This is a genomic window from Mesorhizobium abyssinicae (genome assembly GCF_049887195.1).
GTDB classification, from domain to species: Bacteria; Pseudomonadota; Alphaproteobacteria; order Rhizobiales; family Rhizobiaceae; genus Mesorhizobium; species Mesorhizobium abyssinicae.
Genome location: NZ_JARAKC010000001.1, coordinates 350346 through 366658, shown reverse-complemented (window position 1 = coordinate 366658; position 16313 = coordinate 350346). Strand labels below are relative to the sequence as shown.

Sequence of the window (16313 nt, the reverse complement as noted above, 5' to 3'; positions counted from 1 at the left end):
CTGGCGGGTGTTCTTGCGTCAGGCCGTGTCGATATCAGGCGATGCTCAAGCCGCCGTCGATCAGAATTTCCGCACCGACGATGAACGGGCATTCGTCCGAAGCGAGAAAAACCACAGCGTTGGCAATTTCCTCGGCGGTCCCGAAACGACCGGCAGGCACCAGGCCGACCACCGCCTTGGCGCGCGCCTTCGCCGCTTCGGCATCCAGCCCGAGTTTGTCGTTGAGCGGCGTGTCGATCGGACCCGGGCTGATCACATTGGCGCGGATGCCGCGCCCTATCAGTTCGCCGGAGAGCGTTCTGGCGAGCGAGATCATGCCGGCCTTGGCGAGCGAATAGACGTGCGTCCCGGCCATTCCCATATGCGCGTTGACTGAGCCGCTGAGGATGATCGAGGACGGGTTCGAAAGCAGCGGTACCAGCGCCTTGATCAGGAAATACGGGCCTTTGAGGTCGATATCGATGCTCCTGTCGAACGCCGCCTCGGTCCAGTCATCGAGCGGGCGCAGGTCGGCGATGCCGGCGTTGAGGAAGACGGCGTCGAGCCTGCCGAAGGTTTCTCCGATCTGTCGCGCGATATCGTTCTGCGTCGTAACATCGCCGGCGTCGGCGGCGATGACAAACGTATCGCCGCCAAGAATCTTGCGGGCCTCCTCGAGACGGCCCGTGTTGGTGCCAGTGATGGCGACACGAGCGCCTTCCTCAATGAAGCGCCGCGCCGTCGCCAGACCGATGCCGCTGGTGCCGCCGGTAATCAGCGCGACCTTGTCTTTAAGTCTGGACACTACAGATTGCCTCATCTCGCTCGTAGCGCAGCGCACCGATCGGGCGCTGAGCCCGGCACCTTAGTTCAAGTTGAAGGCGTTCGCGCTACGTCTCGTGATGTCGCGCACACGTTTCAAACACTAACAGGCTTTCGCCTGGCGTGTGGAGAGAGAATCCATGAGCGCGTGGCAACTGCCACGAGTTCACGTCGAGTCCCGAAGATCAGCGGTTCCTTAACGGGTCGCCGCTTCCGCCTTCCGCGCTTCCTTCATGTTCGGCAAGAACACCGTCAGCAGGCCGAGCAGCGGCAAATACGAGCAGACCTGGTAGACGAAGTCGATGCCCTTCATGTCGGCCAGGACGCCGAGCACGGCGGCGGCGATGCCGCCCATGCCGAAGGCGAAGCCGAAGAAGATGCCGGCAATCATGCCCACGCGACCAGGCACCAGTTCCTGCGCGAAGACGACGATGTTGGAGAAGGCTGACGACAGGATGAGCCCGATCAGCACCGTCAGCACCATCGTCCATTCGAGGTTGGCGTAGGGCAGCGCCAGTGTGAACGGCAGCACGCCGACGATCGAGAACCAGATCATCGCCTTCTGGCCATAGCGGTCGCCGAACGGGCCGCCGAGCAGGATGCCCAGCGCCGAGGCGCCGAGGAACAGGAATAGCATGACTTGGCTCATTTGCACCGAAACGCCGAACTTATGGATGGCGTAGAAGGTGTAGTAGCTGGAGATCGAGGCGATGTAGGCGTTCTTGGTCAGCACCAGCAGCGTCAGCACCGCCAGTGCCCACATGACCTTGCGGCGCGGGAAGGGCGAGACGAAGCTGGCCTGCTTGCGGCTGGCGAGCGAGGCGCGCAGCCGGCTGTACCAGCCGCCGACCTGCCACAGGACGATGATGCCGATCAGCGAACCGACGGCGAACCAGGAGATGCTGGTCTGGCCGAAGGGCACGACGATGAAGGCAGCGAGCAGCGGCCCCATCGCCTGGCCGAAATTGCCGCCGACCTGGAACAGCGACTGGGCAAGACCGTAGCGGCCGCCCGACGCGAAACGGGCGATGCGCGAAGATTCCGGATGGAAGATCGCCGAGCCGATGCCGATCAGCGAGGCGCCGATCAGCAGCAGCCAGTAGTGGCCGGCATGTGCGAGCACGACCAGCCCGATCAGCGAGGAGGCCATGCCCCAAGGCAGCGAATAGGGCATCGGCCGCTTGTCGGTGATAGCGCCGATCAGCGGCTGCAGCAGCGACGCCGTCACCTGGAATGTGAAGGTCAAAAGCCCGATCTGCCAGAAATCGAGACCGTAATTGTCTTTCAGAAGCGGATAGATAGCTGACAGCAGCGACTGCATGATGTCGTTGACGCAGTGGCAGAAGCTCACCGCAAGAATGACGGTGAAGGCCGTCGCTTGCGCCGAAGTGTGGCTGGCCGGCGCCGGAGTGGCGACGGCGGTGGCTATGGTGTCGGTCAAGGCATGCTCCGTGGACTTCTAGGCAACGATCCGCAGGCAGCCTTATAGGATGGTTGCAAAGCGACTTCTTTCGTGGTTTGGTCCAATAGTTTCGCAAGTGGGCCATTGCCAATGCCGCATGGCAGGGAAGTCTTCAAGGGCGATGCCGCCGAACTCGGCCGGCTGCACCAGAGCCGCTGGCAGTGGCTGGAGGAGGCTGTCGGCCCAGCGGTGGCGCTGCCGACCGAATATCCCGACGGCTATCATGTGCCGCAGCACCGCCACAGCCGCAGCCAACTCCTGCATGCGCTGGTCGGCGTCGTGCTGGTGACGACGAAACACGGGCGCTGGATGGTGCCGCCCGACCACGCCATGTGGATCCCCGCCGGGATCGAGCATTCCGTCGAGATGCTGGGCGATGTCTCGATGCGTTCGGTCTATGTGATGCCGAACGCGATTGCCGGCCTGCCGGAGGGACTGCGCGTCGTCGGCATCACCGAGCTGATGCACAGCCTGATCGTGGAATCGGAAAAGCTGCCGCAAGGGGGTGAACTGGAAGGGCGCGGCGGGCTGATCATGGGCCTGTTGCTGCATGAGATCCCGAACCTGCCGGAACGGCCGCTCGGCCTGCCGTTCCCGTCGGATCCGAAACTGGCGGCGCTTTGCCGGCGCTTCGTCGCCGAACCCTCGCCGCATGCGACGATCGACGAATGGGCCAACGCCGCCGGCATGAGCCGCCGTACCTTCACCCGCGCCTTCCATCGCCAGACCGGGCTGTCGCTGTCGACATGGCGCCAGCAGGCGTGCCTGTTCGCGGCGCTGCCCAGGCTTGCCGACGGCGAGCCGATCACCAGGGTAGCGCTCGACCTCGGCTATGACAGCGTGCCGGCCTTCATCACCATGTTCAAGCGCATGCTGGGCGCCTCGCCACGCGGCTATATGCGCGGCGCGCGCGATGCCGGGGAGGGAGTGCGGCGGCTGAGCGGCCCGGCCAGACCGGAAAACGCAATGGTCTAGTCGAACAGGGGTCTAGTCGAACAGGCTCGACACCGATTCCTCGGTCGCGGTGCGCGAGATCGCCTCGCCCATCAGGTCGGCGATCGAGATGACGCGGATGTTGGGCGCGTCGAGCACGCCCTGGGTCGGCTGGATGGAATCGGTGATCACCAGTTCCTGCAGCTTCGAGCCGCTGATGCGGGCGACCGCGCCGCCCGAGAGCACGCCATGGGTGATATAGGCGGTGACGCTGGTGGCGCCGTTGGCGAGCAACGCGTCGGCCGCGTTGCACAGCGTGCCGCCGGAATCGACGATGTCGTCGATCAGCAGGCAATCCTTGCCGGCGACGGCGCCGATGATGTTCATCACTTCCGATTCGCCTGGACGCTCGCGGCGCTTGTCGACGATGGCGAGCTGCGCATCGAAGCGCTTGGCCAGCGCCCGCGCCCGCACCACGCCGCCGATGTCGGGAGAGACGACGACGACATTGGCGAGTTGCTTGTATTTCGCCTTCACGTCGCGGGCCATCACCGGCACCGAGAACAGATTGTCGGTCGGGATATCGAAGAAGCCCTGGATCTGGCCGGCATGGAGATCGAGCGTCAGCACGCGGTCGACGCCGGCGCGCGTGATCATGTTGGCGACCAGCTTGGCCGAGATCGGCGTGCGGCCGGAAGCGCGCCGATCCTGTCTGGCATAGCCGAAATAGGGGATGACCGCCGTGATGCGCTTCGCCGAGGAGCGCATGAAGGCGTCGATCATGATGAGCAGTTCCATCAGATGATCGTTGGTCGGAAAGGAGGTGGACTGCAGGATGAAGACATCCTCGCCGCGCACGTTCTCCTGGATCTCGACGAAGATCTCCTGATCGGCGAAGCGCCGGACGCTGGCCTTCCCCAGCGGGATGTTCAGATAGCGAGCGACCGCCTCGGCCAGCACCCTGTTGGAATTGCCCGCGAAAAGCTTCATGCACCGTTCCTGGTGAAGGATGGAGAGACCTAACAGACTCTCATGAGCCTTTGATGCGGGCTTTTAGCGGCCCGCGCCGGTATTGCAAGCCTCGTGATCGGGATTCCGTCGGCCAAGGTCAAAAACGTCGCAGGCGATGAAAGCCGGCAACAGCTCAGCCGGCCTGTCCGCCGAGCCAGGCGGCGAACTGGTCGATCGTCTGGTCGGCGATGCCTTGCATGGTCGCCGGCGCGACCGCCGTCCAGCCGTCGCCGCCCTTGACCGAAGGCGCCTTCTGCTGGCCGTTGATGCGGTGCAGCCGGTTGCCCGAGGGATCGTAAATGTCCCAGACGTAGATCACGGTGGTGTCGCTGCCTTCCGAGATCGCCGAGAAATAGCCCTTCAGCACATGCGTGGCGGTCTGGTCGGTGCTGCCGGCAAGCGTGATGCCGCGTTGCCTGGCGCGCGTCTGAAGCTCGGCCGTCAGCGGTGCCGCGGATTCCACCGAGGCGCCGACGATCGGCGCCACCTGCAGCCTTGTCCTGGCGAGGGCGGCGGTGCTCTGGCCCGGTGAGGCAGGAGCCGGCGACGAAACAGCCGGGGCAGTCGTCGACGGCGCCGGAACGGTCGTGGTTGCCGTATTGCTCTGAGTGGCAGGCAGGGTCTGCGCCGAGGCCGCCGGCGGCGTGATGGCCGAGGGTTCCAGAACGTCCTTGGCATTGGTGCAGGCGGCCAACGCCAACGCGGCAAGCAATGACACGGTCGTCACCTGCGATCGTCTCATCTGCCTGAAAACTCCCTGGCGAAGAACGCCCCTCGCGAACCTGCCATTATGGATTCACTGTACGATCAAGTCGAGATCATGGCGGGACAGCGGCCTCGGCTGCGATTCGGTGGTCAGGTACGTTCTGCCCAGGGTCATCGCAGTCTCGGTTTCGGAGTCCATGATGATCATGTGGGCGAACAGCGTCATGTTGGGCGCGATCGGCTCGGGATTGCCCTGATAGAACATCGGCATGTCCATCCAGGACGGGGTGAAGCGGGCCCCAACCGAATAGCCGCATGCGTTCAGCCGGTGCTTGGTCAGATTGTGGGCTTCGAGCGTGCGGGCGTGCGCGTCGAAGACGTCGCCGAAAGTGTTGCCCGGCGTCATCGCCTTCTCCACCGCCAGAAGCGCGGCGCGGGCGGCATCGAACAGCTCCTGATGGCGCTTCGAAACCTTGCCGGTCAGCACCGTGCGCATCATCGGCGCGTGATAGTGGTGGAAGACGCCGGCCCATTCGAGCGTCAGCTGGTCGTTCTTGGTCAGCTTGCGGCGACCGGCCTTGTAGCGGCAAAGCAGCGCCTCGGCCCCGGAGCCGATGATGAACTCATTGGCCGGGTAGTCGCCGCCGCCGGCAAAGACCGCGCCCTGCATGGCGGCGAGGATCAGCGCTTCGTCGCCGCCCTGCTTGATCAGCGGCAGGGCCGCGTCGAGCGCGTCGTCGGAGAGGCTGGCGGCCTTTTCGGCCTTGGCGATCTCGGCCGGGCTCTTGAACAGGCGCAGCCGGCCGACGATGCCGGAGGCATCGGCGATCTGGCCGAAGGTCTGCAACTGCTCGTCGAGGCGGCGGCCGTTATACGCCGTCAGGCCGTGGGTGTCGTATTCGACGCCGATGCGGGCGCCGAGCAGATCGAGTTCGTTGAGCAGGTTGCGCAGGTCGATCGCCGGATTGGCGCCGTCGCGGTCGGTCCACAGAACGATGTTGTCGATGATCGAGGTCTGGCGCGCCTGCCTGAGATCGGCGGAGCGGGTCAGCAGCACCATCGAGCCGTCGGCCTTCACCACAAGGCACTGGAAGAAGCAGAAGCCGAACGTGTCGTAGCCGGTCAGCCAGTACATGCTCTCCTGTGCGAACAGGAGCACGGCGTCGAGCTTCTTCTCCGTCATCTCGATGATCAGCCGGTCGCGCCGCGCATCGAATTCCGATCGTTCGAAGTGCAACGCCATTATTCTTTCTCCAAAACAATTGCCGAAACCTGGCGCCCGTAATCCGCTTCCTTGCGATGGGTGGTGCGCCGGTAGGAATAGAAAAGGTCTTCTTCAGTGTAAGTGCAGCGGCCGAGTCCCTCCGCGGTGACCCCGGCATTTCTCAGCCGGTCGACCGTATAGAGGTTGAGGTCGAACATGGCGTGGCCGGGCTTTGCCGAGGGCGCGAAATAGCTGACATTGCCGGCATCGGCGTCGACGAAACGAGCGACGAATTCCGGGCCGACCTCGTAATTCTCCGGCCCGATCGACGGTCCGAGTACCGCCACGATCCGCTCGCGGCGGGCGCCGAGGCTTTCCATCGCCGCAATGGTGTTTTCAAGCACGCCGGCGAAGGCGCCTTTCCAGCCGGCATGCGCGGCGCCGACGACGCGCGCCTCGGCGTCGGCGAACAGTACCGGCCCGCAATCGGCCGTCGAGGCGCCGACGGCAATGCCCGGCCGGTCGGTGACGATGGCGTCGGCCTGGGGGCGCGGGCCGGCAAAGGGTTCCCTGGCGATGACGACATCGGGCGAATGGACCTGATGAGCGGTCAGCAAATGGCTGGCCGGCACGCCCATCCAGTCGGCGACGCGGCGGCGATTCTCGGCAACGCGCTCCTGGTCGTCATTCGAGCCGGTGCCGATATTGAGGCCGCGATAGATGCCGGCGGAGACGCCGCCAATGCGGGTGAAATAGCCGTGGCGGATGCCGTGTGTCCTGGCGGCGTCGAGCAGCGGCGAGCGAACAGGATCCGGTTTGGTCTGATCAAGCATGGATGGGTTTGTTGTCCGCGCCGAGGATTTCGTCAAGGCGAAGTTCGGAACGAGGCTCGAACAGGCGGCGTGCGTCCGATGCCGACCGGGCCTCGTCGGCGGATCAGGACGTGCCCGCTTTCGGCTGGATTTTCAATACCTTGAAGAGCTCGCCCATCGCATCCGGTCCGGCCAAACGCTCGACGGCGTCGGAAATGGCCTGCCGCACGCTGTCATCGGCTTTGGCGCCAAGCTGGCCGGCGCGCACGAGCAGGCCCAGGCCGAGCAGAAAGTCGCCTTGCGTCGTCATCTGGACATCGAGGCCGTGGGCCCGGACCACGGCGGCGAGGGCGGCGAAATCGACATGCGCGGTCAGGTCGGCCTCGCCGGGATTGGCCAGCACATTGTCGTGATCGTGCTTGCGCAAGGCCTGCAGCGTGTCGCCGATGCCGGGCTGAAGATGGCCGTAGTCGATGAACAGGCCGGCGCCGCCATGTCTGGCTATCCGTTCGGCAATGGCCGCCATCAGAGCCGCGCGGGCAGGCGCCACTTCGACCACAGCCCCTTCCGGGGCGTCGGCGGCGCCCGCTGGCAGCAGGGAGGGATCGACCGAGCCGGCGCCGGCGAAGAAGCGCAGGCCATCCTCGTCGTCGAGGCCGACCATGCGTTCGCGCCAGCCGGAGATGGTCCGAACGAACTGGCGGATGGGCACGGCGTCGAACAGTTCGTTGCCGACGATGAAGAGCGGCGTTTTCGGCAGCGTCTCGATGGTTTGGTGCCAGTCGAGCTTGACCGTGTGGTCCGCAAGCGTCCGCTGTTGGATTTCGGCCAGGCGCGGGCTGGTCTCGATCATGGCGAACGAGACGCCGGCGGCGAAGCCGGGATCGAGCCGCAGGACGGCGCGCAGCATGTCCTTCATCAGCGTGCCGCGGCCGGGGCCGATCTCGGCGATGGTTGCGGGCAGCGGCCGGCCAGAAGCCTGCCAGGCCTGGTAGAGCCAGACGGCGACCAGCTCGCCGAACATCTGGCTGATCTCCGGCGCGGTGACGAAATCGCCCGCCGCGCCGAAAGGCTCGCGGGTGGTGTAATAGCCATCCTCGGGATCGAACAGGCAAAGCGCCATGTATTCACTGACCGGGATCGGCCCCACCGCACCGATGAGATCGATGATGCGGGTCTTCAGCCGCGTCATGCCGGTTGCGTCTGCGTCACCGGCCTGGCCGTGGCCATCGCCCAGATGCCGGCCAGCACCATGGGCGTCGACAGGATCATGCCCATGGTCAGCCAGTTGGTGCCGAGCAGGTAGCCGAGCTGCTGGTCCGGCTCGCGGAAGAATTCGACAAAGATGCGCGACAGGCCGTAGCCGCAGATGAAGGCGCCGCCGACGAAGCGCGGCGTCTTCAGCTTCAGCCTGGAATGGGTGAGGAAGCGCAGCACGAGGAACAGCACCAGGCCTTCGAGGAGGGCTTCGTAAAGCTGGCTCGGATGGCGCGAGAACGGACCGCCATTGGGGAATTCCACCGCCCATGGCACGTCGGTCGGTCGCCCCCAGAGCTCGGAATTGATGAAGTTGGCGACGCGCACAAGGCCAAGCCCGACCGGCACGCCCGCCGACACCACATCGAACAGCGTCCATGTGCGGATGCCGCGCTTGAAGGAGAACAGCGTCATGGCGAGGATGACGCCGAGCAGGCCGCCATGGAACGACATACCGCCCTGCCAGACGGCGACGATGTCGAGCGGATGCGCGATGTAGCGCGCCAGGTCGTAGAACAGCACATAGCCGGCGCGCCCGCCGACCACGACGCCGATCGCTGCCCAGACAATGAAGTCGTCGAGATCCTCCGGTTTCATCGGCAAGGCGCCGTCCGGCCACAGCCTGGCATTGGTGACGAGGCGCTTGGCGTACCACCAGGCAAAGAGGATGCCGACGATGTAGCCGACGCCGTACCAGTGCACCGCCAGCGGGCCGATCTGGACGATGACCGGGTCAATGTTGGGGAAGGGCAGGGAGGCCAGCGGCAGCAGGAAATATTCGCTCAACAGGGTCTCCCGGGTGCGGTCTGGTTTCGAGCGCGGACCATGCGGCAGGGTTTTGGCAGGGTCAAGGCAAGGTGGTGGTTGCCTTGGCCGCCGCAGATGGCGGGGTCAATCCTGAAGCTTGCCGCCGACCATCCGCCTTAGAGCGTCATTGATCCTGTCCTGCCAGCCGGGACCGTCTTCCTGGAAGTGGTCCAGCACGGCACGATCGATTCTGATCGAAACAAGCTCTCTTACGTTCGGCGCGGCTGAGGGTTCGCGAATTGGGGTCGCCGGTTTCTTGATCGGCTTGAAGGCAGCCTCCGCGGCTGCCATCGGATTTGTCGGTCGGCGCGGGGGCGTTGTCATTGGTTGACCCTGACTGAGAGCGACTCGTGCTTGACGCAGGTCGACTTGAAAGCACTACAATAGGCCACGTGGCGCCATCACGTACAGGCTCGGCCGGCGAGGTGCGATGCCGCAGCCGCCGCAACGTTCTTGCATTCCGCGCCGCGCGCCACTACGTCAAATCGAGCAAGCGAGGATTTGCCATGTCGACCGGACCGAACCGCATTCTCGATGAATTCGCCAAGCTGATGACGGATGCCGCCGGCGCCGCGCAAGGCGTGCGGCGCGAAGTGGAGACGGCCTTCAAGGGCCAGGCCGAGCGCATCCTGAATACCATGGACGTGGTGCAGCGCGAGGAGTTCGAGGCCGCACGCGAGATGGCGGTGAAAGCCCGTGAAGACAACGTCCTGCTCGCCGCCCGCATCGAGGCGCTCGAGGCGAAGCTTGCCGAACTCACCGGGCAGGCCGCACCAGCGGCGGCGACGAAGGCCAAAACGAAAAAATAATCGTTAAACTTTTCCACAAAGCACAATCCGAAAAAGCGCTTTGCCGTGAATCGCTTACCGGCATTGCATGAATCATCGTGACAGCGCCTTTCCACATGCGAATGACGCAGTGCGAAAAATTGGGCTGGTCACGCGACTCCCGATCAATAGACTGAATTTGTTGCATGATTCGAAGCAGGGTCATGCGCCGGGCGGTGGGGTCCGGTCTGGGGTCTTTGCGTTTGACGAAGTTCCTGGCCGTCCGAGTTCTAGACAAGATTGTTCGTCGTGTGTGCCCCGCGGAGCGTGTGGCGCTCCCCTGAACACAGGAAGCATCCATGGAACTTCTCGAACTCGAATTCTCCCGCGAAATCCACCCGGTGGATGTCATCGAGCAGGTGGCCCACAACAATGACTGGTCGTTCGAGCGTGCCGGCGACGATGAGATTTCGATTTCGGTGGCGGGAAGCTGGACCGACTATCATGTCTCCTTCTCCTGGATGGAGGATTTCGAGGCGCTGCATCTGGCCTGCGCCTTCGACATCAAGGTGCCCGAGACGCGCGCGCTGGAGGTGATGCGGCTCTTGTCGTTGATCAACGAGCAGATGCTGTTCGGCCATTTCGACCTGTGGGAGCAGGAGGGCGCGATCATGTTCCGCCAGTCGCTGCTGCTTGCCGGCGGGGTCGAGCCGTCGAGCCAGCAGGTCGAGGTGCTGCTGTCGTCGGCTCTCGAGGCCTGCGAATGCTATTTCCAGGCCTTCCAGTTCGTTGTCTGGTCGGGGACCTCGGCCAAGGACGCGCTTGCCGGCGTGCTGTTCGAGACCTACGGCACCGCCTGAGCCGGATCAGGATCCAAGATGAGTGCGAGTGGCGCGCGCAAGCCCGAAATCAGTTTCGCCGATTTCGACCGGGTCGACATTCGCGCCGGCACCATCATCGAGGCCGAGCCTTTCCCCGAGGCGCGCAAGCCGGCATTCAAGCTGAAGATCGATTTCGGCCCTGCGATCGGGGTGAAGAAATCGTCGGCGCAGATCACCAAATACTATGCGCCGGAGACGCTTGTCGGCCGGCAGGTGTTCGCGGTGGTCAATTTCCCGCCGCGCCAGATCGGAAAGTTCATGTCGGAAGTGCTGACGCTCGGCTTTCCCGACGAGGAGGGCGCCGTGGTGCTCGGCGCCATTGAGCGCAAGGTGCCTGACGGCGGACGGCTGTTCTAGGATTTAGCGAGCAGGCTACAGTCATCCACACAGCGCCGCCAGCAAGCCCCGGCGAGCGCCATCACGGTGCTGCAGCCGGCCGGACTGAAGCGATGGCTGGAGTCCGGAACGCGCCGAGAATAGTTCCGACCGCTGCTGCCGAGAGCACCAGATGCAGGCCGTCGAACGGCCAGGCCAGTCCGAAATGCATCAGCATACGGTTCAAGAAGGAAGGCGACGCGCCGTCCGCGGGAATCAGGATCAAGCCTACGGCGAGGCCCAGCCCATATTTGAGTATGGCAACTATTGCGAAAACGATGAACATTATGGCGACGAAACGCAGACGATTGCCGTCGAGCGCACGCCAGCACCCGACTGGATCAAACGAGCCCGTCCAGAGAAAATCGCCGACAAGGAGATATTCCCAGGCAAGTATGAAACCGCCCACAAGCATGTTGAAGATTCCCCTCGCCATCGCCCAGGAAGCGACGTCCTCGGGGCTGAGCGGCAGGTCATGTGTGGCCAGTAGGCCGGCAACAAACAGTCTGTGCTCGCCGGCGACCGCAAAGCCGCAAAGAAGCTGGACGGCCGCGAGAAGCAACGCAGCCAGAAGAATCCGTTGGCCGAGCTCAAAGCGCACGCCCGGGATAGCGAAGCGTTTGACTCGGTCAATGCCGCGTCGAACAACGATATGGCCGCGCTCGGGCGCGTTTGCCATGCGATCCAGGACGAATGCAAAGACCATCGCCGAGAACGGCGCGGCAACAATCGCGGAAAGCCAAGTCCCGTGGGCAAAGCCTTGCGATAGGAGCCAGGCAGGCACCTGCTCCGGATCGGCAAAGAGAATAAGGACAAGCGCCGCCAGACAGAGCGTCATCAGAAAGCAGGGAACCCAGGCGGCCACGAAGAGTGGCCAGGCATTCGCCCGGCAATAGCCTAACACCGTCGCAACGGTCTTACCGACGCGCAGGAGGCGACGTTTCGGCGATACGGCAGGCAATTCGTCCAGCGTTGAAATCGGCGTCGCTCCCGCTAGGAACTACACACGCAGAATAATGCACTGCGATCAACTGTCGCGCAAGGTCTCGCAAGGAACACGCTCGCGGGATTTAAGCTCGTCGGCCCTCGGTCTCTCAGCGCATCTCAAAAACTTCACGCGGAAGACTTTGGCGAATTGTCGATGTTCGGGATCTTCTGCGGGAAATGCACGAGAGGGCGGCATCGAAGAGGCCACACAACTGCCAACGGTCAGGCCGCCAGCTTGTGCGTCGTTCCCAGCGCTTCCTCGACCGTGTCGAGGAACATTTCCGCGCAAGCCTTCCAGCTGTAGCGCATGGCGCGCTGGCGCGCCTCGTTGCGGTCGACGTGGAGCGCGGCAAGGGCAGCCTCACGCAAATCTTCGGAGACCGCGCCGCCGACGCCGTCGCCGACAATGTCGATCGGTCCGGTGACCGGATAGGCGGCGACCGGCGTACCGCTGGCCAGCGCCTCGATGATGACGTTGCCAAAGGTGTCGGTGCGGCTCGGGAAGACGAAGACGTCGGCCGAGGCATAGATCTCGGCCAGTTCGTCATTCGGGCGATGGCCAAGGAAATGGGCGTTGGGATAGCGTGCCTTGAGCTTCGCCAGCTCCGGCCCTTCGCCGACGACGACCTTGCTGCCGGGCAAATCGAGGTCGAGGAAGGCGCCCAGGTTCTTCTCGATCGCGACGCGGCCGACGCACAGGAAGACCGGACCGGGAAATCCCATGTCCTTGCGCTTGTCCGGCCGGAAATGGTCGGTATCGACGCCGCGCGTCCAGGGCTTCAGCTTGTTGAAGCCGCGCGCGGCAAGATCGTCCGCCAGCGACTGGGTGGCGACTAGCGTGCCCTGACCGGAATTGTGGAAATCGCGCAGCCAGCGATAGGCCCAGCTCTCGGGCACCGGCAGCCGGGCGCTCAGATATTCGGGAAAGCGGGTGTGGTAGCTGGTGGTGAAGGGACGGCCGGCATTGCGGCAATAGCGCCTGGCCATGATGCCCAGCGGACCTTCGGTGACGATATGGATGTGGTCGGCCTTGCGCCGATCGATCAGGCGCGCGACGTGGCCAGGCGTCGTCAGCGCCAGGCGGATATCGGGATAGGTCGGCAGCGGCAAGGTGCGGAAGATGTTCGGGGTCAGGAAATCCAGTTCGACGTCGAAGGATTTCAGCGTTTCGGTGAGCCGCTCCAGCGTATGGACGACGCCGTTGACTTGCGGACGCCAGGCGTCGGTGACCATCAGGATACGCATGGCGATCCCGATGCGCATGGCGGCCCTTTGCCGGAAAGGTCGTCTTTTGCCTTGATACGATGCCGGAACGGCGACCAGGCGGCAGCTCGCGCTTCGCTCCAGCGCACCCTTGAAGGCGCGGGCTCGAACCGGGGCGGCAGGGCCGAATCAACTAAAGTCACACGTTTCATGCGCGCTCTTCACCATGGTTTCATGACGAGCGGATGAAGCCGGCAATTCTTGCTTGGAAACCCCGGGCTAGGCCGGAACCTTGATTACCGCGCGCAGGCCGCCAAGCGGGCTGTCTTCCAGCATGATGTCGCCGCCATGACTGCGGGCGATATCGCGGGCGATGGAGAGGCCAAGGCCGGTCCCGCTGGCGTCGAGGTTGCGCGCCTCGTCGAGCCGCAGGAAGGGCTTGAACACTTCCTCGCGCTTTTCGCGCGGAATGCCCGGCCCGTTGTCATCGACGGTGACTTGAAGCGAGCCGCCTCTGTGATCGGCGTTGATCTCCACGGTCCTCGCATAGCGGAAGGCGTTGCCGATGACGTTGGACAAGAGCCGGGCGAAGGCGTTCGGACGCACGTGCACGTGCGGATCGCCGACAAGCGTGGTCGACAGCTTGCATTTGCGCAGCGCTGCCTCCTCGCCGAGTTTCTGGAAATAGGCGTCGAGGTCGAAACGGCCGGGGTCCTCCGATGCCTCGCCGCGGGCGAAGGCGAGATAGCCCTCGAGCATCGACTGCATGTCGTCGATGTCCTGGTCGAGCGCCGCCTTGGTCTCGGCCTTGCCGGGCGCCAGCGCCAGCTGCAGCTTGAAGCGGGTGAGGATGGTCCTGAGGTCATGACTGACGCCGGTCAGCATGGCGGTGCGCTGCTCGATCTGGCGTTCGATGCGCTCGCGCATCTGGATGAAGGCAAAGCCGGCGCGGCGAACCTCCTCGGCGCCGCGCGGGCGGAAATCCCGCGGCATCGGCCGTCCTTTGCCGAAGCTCTCGGCGGCCTCGGCAAGCGTCAGGATCGGCCGGATCTGGTTGCGCAGGAAAGGAATGGCGATCATCAGCAGCACCAGCGAGGTGCCGACCATCCAGATCAGGAAGATGTGGGTGTTGGAGGCATAGGCCTGGCTGCGGCGCACGAAGACGCGCAGCACCTTGCCCTCGAGCTGGACGCGGACCTCGACGATGTTGGAATTGCCGACGGTGTCGATCCAGAACGGCCGGTTGATCTGGCGGGTGATCTCGGCCGAGAGGATCTCGTCGAGGATCGAGAAGAACGGTTTCGGTCCGGGCGGCGGCAGCGGATCGGGCGGCAAAAGGTCGACCTTGAGCTGCATGCGATCCTGGGCGATGCGGATGATGTTGGCGTAGTCGGCATCGTGCGGATAGGTTTCCATCATGTCGATGATGGCGGCGATGTCGCGCACGGTCGCCTGCGACAGGCGCTGCGTCACGGTCTGCCAGTGGCGTTCCATGAAGACGAAGGCGACGACCGACTGCAGCAGGATCATCGGCGCGATGACGATGATCAGGGAGCGGGCGTAGAGCCGCTTCGGCATGTATAGCGCGACCAGGCGCCAGAACCGGTTCCAGGCGCGCGACATGGCTTTCAGCACTCGCATCGCGCGATCGCTCAAGCCGTCATTTCCCGGCCTTTCCAGTTGCGTGGTCGCCATCCGCCCTTCCGCTCGTCAACGGCCGTTCAGCAAAGGGCCTTACAGATAATCTATTCCACGCTGAGCCGATACCCAATACCGCGCACCGTCTGCAGCCAGACCGGGTTGGACGGGTCGCGCTCGATCTTGCGGCGCAGCCGGTTGATCTGGACATCGATGGTGCGCTCGCCGACATCCGACTCGTCGCCGACCAGCTCATGGCGCGGTATGGTCTCGCCGGCGCGCGCGGCAAAAATCGCCAGGATCTCCTGCTCGCGATCAGTCAGCTTCAGCGCCTCGCCGCCACGCTTCAGCTCGCGCCTGGCGATCTGGAAGGTGTAGGGGCCGAACACCAGCTGCTCGACCTTGGGCGTCGCCACCGGGCCGCCACGGCGCAGGATGTTGTTGATGCGCAGGATCAGCTCGCGCGGGTCGAACGGCTTCGGCAAATAGTCGTCCGCGCCGGCCTCCAATCCGGTGATGCGGCTGTCGGTTTCGGACAGCGCCGTCAGCATCAGGATCGGCACGTTCTTTTCGGCCCTGAGCGCCTTGGTGAGGTCGACGCCGGTTTCGCCCGGCATCATCACGTCGAGCACGAGCAGGTCGAAATCGAGGCCGGCGAGCTTGCGCCGGGCCTCGCCGGAATTGCCGGCGACGGTGACGCGGAAGCCGTTTTCGGACAGGTACTGCTTGAGCAGGTTGCGGATACGGGTGTCGTCATCGACCACAAGCAGATGCGGCGCGTCGTCGTCCGGCGCTGTCGGATGATCAACCCTCTCAATGGTCTCCATGGCTCTTCCCCGATATTTTCGCAGGCACAATGTCGATCTGCGCTCTTAGTTCCGGATTGACCATCGCTTCCAGGAAACGTTCGATCGAGGCGCGGTCGGCGGCACCGGAATCCTCCAATGCAGCATGGATGCGGCGTGACTGTGGCCGCGCCAGCGCCAGGGCCAGGGCGCGGCCCTTGGCGGTCGGGTAAAGTTCGCGCTGGCGGCGGTCGCGCGGCCCTTGCAACTGGACGATATGGTCGGTGTCGATGAGCTGCTTGAGCACGCGCGCCAGGCTCTGCTTGGTGATCTTGAGCACGTCGAGCAATTCGGCGACGGTCAGGCCAGGCCTGCGGTTGACGAAATGCAGGACACGGTGATGGGCGCGGCCGAAGCCGTAGTCGGCCAGAATCTGGTCCGGATCGGAAGTGAAGTCGCGATAGGCAAAGAAAAGCAGCTCGATGATGGCGAAGTCGATGCCGTCCTCGTCGGTGATCGCCGTCCTGATCGGTTTGCCGGCGGCGTTGCTCTGATCCGTCATCTTGTCTCCATGCGAAGGGGAATTATGTCAGTACTATTGACGTAATTTCCCGGCAATGGTAATTTTTGACAAGCTTTTCGGCGGATTGCGAACGAAAAGGCAAGGGGGAGCCGTTTTTCCGGA

18 protein-coding genes are annotated in these 16313 nt (G+C 64.0%); 4 read left to right on the top strand and 14 right to left on the bottom strand.

Going from position 1 to position 16313, the window contains the following annotated elements; translation table 11 throughout:
• Positions 1-34: 34 nt before the first annotated feature.
• On the bottom strand, positions 35-784 hold the full coding sequence (locus PU724_RS01650; protein ID WP_292168721.1) for an SDR family oxidoreductase: 750 nt from the start codon (positions 782-784) through the stop codon (positions 35-37).
• A 213-nt stretch (positions 785-997) separates the two neighbouring features.
• Positions 998-2242 (bottom strand): MFS transporter, encoded by a 1245-nt coding sequence (locus PU724_RS01645; protein WP_354419337.1) that lies wholly within the window; start codon positions 2240-2242, stop codon positions 998-1000.
• Positions 2243-2353: 111 nt separating this feature from the next.
• Here PU724_RS01645 and PU724_RS01640 point away from each other — a divergent pair, with 111 nt between their 5' ends.
• On the top strand, positions 2354-3238 hold the full coding sequence (locus PU724_RS01640; protein WP_354419335.1) for an AraC family transcriptional regulator: 885 nt from the start codon (positions 2354-2356) through the stop codon (positions 3236-3238).
• Between the two features lie 12 nt (positions 3239-3250).
• On the opposite strand, the gene PU724_RS01635 is transcribed toward PU724_RS01640, so the two are convergent.
• The 7 genes from PU724_RS01635 to PU724_RS01605 all read right to left on the bottom strand — a co-directional run bounded on the left by PU724_RS01635 (position 3251) and on the right by PU724_RS01605 (position 9316).
• Positions 3251-4186, bottom strand: a complete 936-nt coding sequence (locus PU724_RS01635; protein WP_006202540.1) for a ribose-phosphate pyrophosphokinase — start codon at positions 4184-4186, stop codon at positions 3251-3253.
• Between the two features lie 154 nt (positions 4187-4340).
• Entirely contained in the window at positions 4341-4949 is a 609-nt protein-coding gene (locus PU724_RS01630; RefSeq protein WP_127282828.1) for a hypothetical protein, read from the bottom strand.
• Positions 4950-5003: 54 nt separating this feature from the next.
• Positions 5004-6155, bottom strand: coding sequence for a M24 family metallopeptidase (locus tag PU724_RS01625; protein ID WP_354419332.1), 1152 nt, complete (start codon positions 6153-6155; stop codon positions 5004-5006).
• Positions 6155-6949 carry a peptidoglycan editing factor PgeF gene (pgeF, locus tag PU724_RS01620; protein WP_354419330.1) on the bottom strand — a complete coding sequence of 265 codons (795 nt, stop codon included), beginning with the start codon at positions 6947-6949 and terminating at the stop codon, positions 6155-6157. Before pgeF ends, PU724_RS01625 begins: the two co-directional genes overlap by 1 nt.
• A gap of 103 nt (positions 6950-7052) precedes the next feature.
• Complete coding sequence (locus PU724_RS01615) at positions 7053-8120, bottom strand: class I SAM-dependent methyltransferase (RefSeq protein WP_354419328.1); 1068 nt, start codon at positions 8118-8120, stop codon at positions 7053-7055.
• Positions 8117-8971 carry a prolipoprotein diacylglyceryl transferase gene (gene lgt / locus PU724_RS01610; protein ID WP_127392946.1) on the bottom strand — a complete coding sequence of 285 codons (855 nt, stop codon included), beginning with the start codon at positions 8969-8971 and terminating at the stop codon, positions 8117-8119. Before lgt ends, PU724_RS01615 begins: the two co-directional genes overlap by 4 nt.
• A 105-nt stretch (positions 8972-9076) precedes the next feature.
• On the bottom strand, positions 9077-9316 hold the full coding sequence (locus tag PU724_RS01605; RefSeq protein ID WP_127285883.1) for a BrnA antitoxin family protein: 240 nt from the start codon (positions 9314-9316) through the stop codon (positions 9077-9079).
• 182 nt (positions 9317-9498) lie between these two features.
• Between PU724_RS01605 and PU724_RS01600 the strand changes: the two genes are divergently transcribed.
• From PU724_RS01600 to PU724_RS01590, 3 genes are all read left to right on the top strand, one after another.
• Complete coding sequence (locus PU724_RS01600) at positions 9499-9801, top strand: accessory factor UbiK family protein (RefSeq protein ID WP_127285884.1); 303 nt, start codon at positions 9499-9501, stop codon at positions 9799-9801.
• 317 nt (positions 9802-10118) lie between these two features.
• Positions 10119-10619 carry a type III secretion system chaperone family protein gene (locus PU724_RS01595; protein ID WP_127285885.1) on the top strand — a complete coding sequence of 167 codons (501 nt, stop codon included), beginning with the start codon at positions 10119-10121 and terminating at the stop codon, positions 10617-10619.
• Positions 10620-10637: 18 nt separating this feature from the next.
• Positions 10638-10997 (top strand): tRNA-binding protein, encoded by a 360-nt coding sequence (locus PU724_RS01590; RefSeq protein WP_127285886.1) that lies wholly within the window; start codon positions 10638-10640, stop codon positions 10995-10997.
• Between the two features lie 61 nt (positions 10998-11058).
• Here the strand turns inward: PU724_RS01590 and PU724_RS01585 are convergent, their stop codons facing one another.
• From PU724_RS01585 to PU724_RS01565, 5 genes are all read right to left on the bottom strand, one after another.
• Entirely contained in the window at positions 11059-11976 is a 918-nt protein-coding gene (locus PU724_RS01585; protein ID WP_245478193.1) for a hypothetical protein, read from the bottom strand.
• A gap of 248 nt (positions 11977-12224) precedes the next feature.
• Positions 12225-13247 carry a glycosyltransferase family 4 protein gene (locus PU724_RS01580; RefSeq protein WP_127285893.1) on the bottom strand — a complete coding sequence of 341 codons (1023 nt, stop codon included), beginning with the start codon at positions 13245-13247 and terminating at the stop codon, positions 12225-12227.
• Positions 13248-13484: 237 nt separating this feature from the next.
• Entirely contained in the window at positions 13485-14900 is a 1416-nt protein-coding gene (locus PU724_RS01575) for an ATP-binding protein (protein ID WP_127285887.1), read from the bottom strand.
• A 50-nt stretch (positions 14901-14950) separates the two neighbouring features.
• The gene (locus PU724_RS01570) at positions 14951-15670 is read right to left on the bottom strand and encodes a response regulator (RefSeq protein WP_126058697.1); all 720 of its coding nucleotides are present in this window, start codon (positions 15668-15670) and stop codon (positions 14951-14953) included.
• On the bottom strand, positions 15657-16190 hold the full coding sequence (locus PU724_RS01565) for a MarR family winged helix-turn-helix transcriptional regulator (RefSeq protein WP_127285888.1): 534 nt from the start codon (positions 16188-16190) through the stop codon (positions 15657-15659). Before PU724_RS01565 ends, PU724_RS01570 begins: the two co-directional genes overlap by 14 nt.
• Between the last annotated feature and the right edge of the window lie 123 nt (positions 16191-16313).

Coding starts and splice junctions, on each gene's coding strand:
- PU724_RS01640 (WP_354419335.1), top strand. CDS start 2,354: ATGCCGCATGGCAGGGAAGTCTTCAAGGGCGATGCCGCCGAACTCGGC.
- PU724_RS01635 (WP_006202540.1), bottom strand. CDS start 4,186: ATGAAGCTTTTCGCGGGCAATTCCAACAGGGTGCTGGCCGAGGCGGTC.
- PU724_RS01630 (WP_127282828.1), bottom strand. CDS start 4,949: ATGAGACGATCGCAGGTGACGACCGTGTCATTGCTTGCCGCGTTGGCG.
- PU724_RS01625 (WP_354419332.1), bottom strand. CDS start 6,155: ATGGCGTTGCACTTCGAACGATCGGAATTCGATGCGCGGCGCGACCGG.
- pgeF (WP_354419330.1), bottom strand. CDS start 6,949: ATGCTTGATCAGACCAAACCGGATCCTGTTCGCTCGCCGCTGCTCGAC.
- PU724_RS01615 (WP_354419328.1), bottom strand. CDS start 8,120: ATGACGCGGCTGAAGACCCGCATCATCGATCTCATCGGTGCGGTGGGG.
- PU724_RS01605 (WP_127285883.1), bottom strand. CDS start 9,316: ATGACAACGCCCCCGCGCCGACCGACAAATCCGATGGCAGCCGCGGAG.
- PU724_RS01600 (WP_127285884.1), top strand. CDS start 9,499: ATGTCGACCGGACCGAACCGCATTCTCGATGAATTCGCCAAGCTGATG.
- PU724_RS01595 (WP_127285885.1), top strand. CDS start 10,119: ATGGAACTTCTCGAACTCGAATTCTCCCGCGAAATCCACCCGGTGGAT.
- PU724_RS01590 (WP_127285886.1), top strand. CDS start 10,638: ATGAGTGCGAGTGGCGCGCGCAAGCCCGAAATCAGTTTCGCCGATTTC.
- PU724_RS01580 (WP_127285893.1), bottom strand. CDS start 13,247: ATGCGTATCCTGATGGTCACCGACGCCTGGCGTCCGCAAGTCAACGGC.
- PU724_RS01575 (WP_127285887.1), bottom strand. CDS start 14,900: ATGGCGACCACGCAACTGGAAAGGCCGGGAAATGACGGCTTGAGCGAT.
- PU724_RS01570 (WP_126058697.1), bottom strand. CDS start 15,670: ATGGAGACCATTGAGAGGGTTGATCATCCGACAGCGCCGGACGACGAC.
- PU724_RS01565 (WP_127285888.1), bottom strand. CDS start 16,190: ATGACGGATCAGAGCAACGCCGCCGGCAAACCGATCAGGACGGCGATC.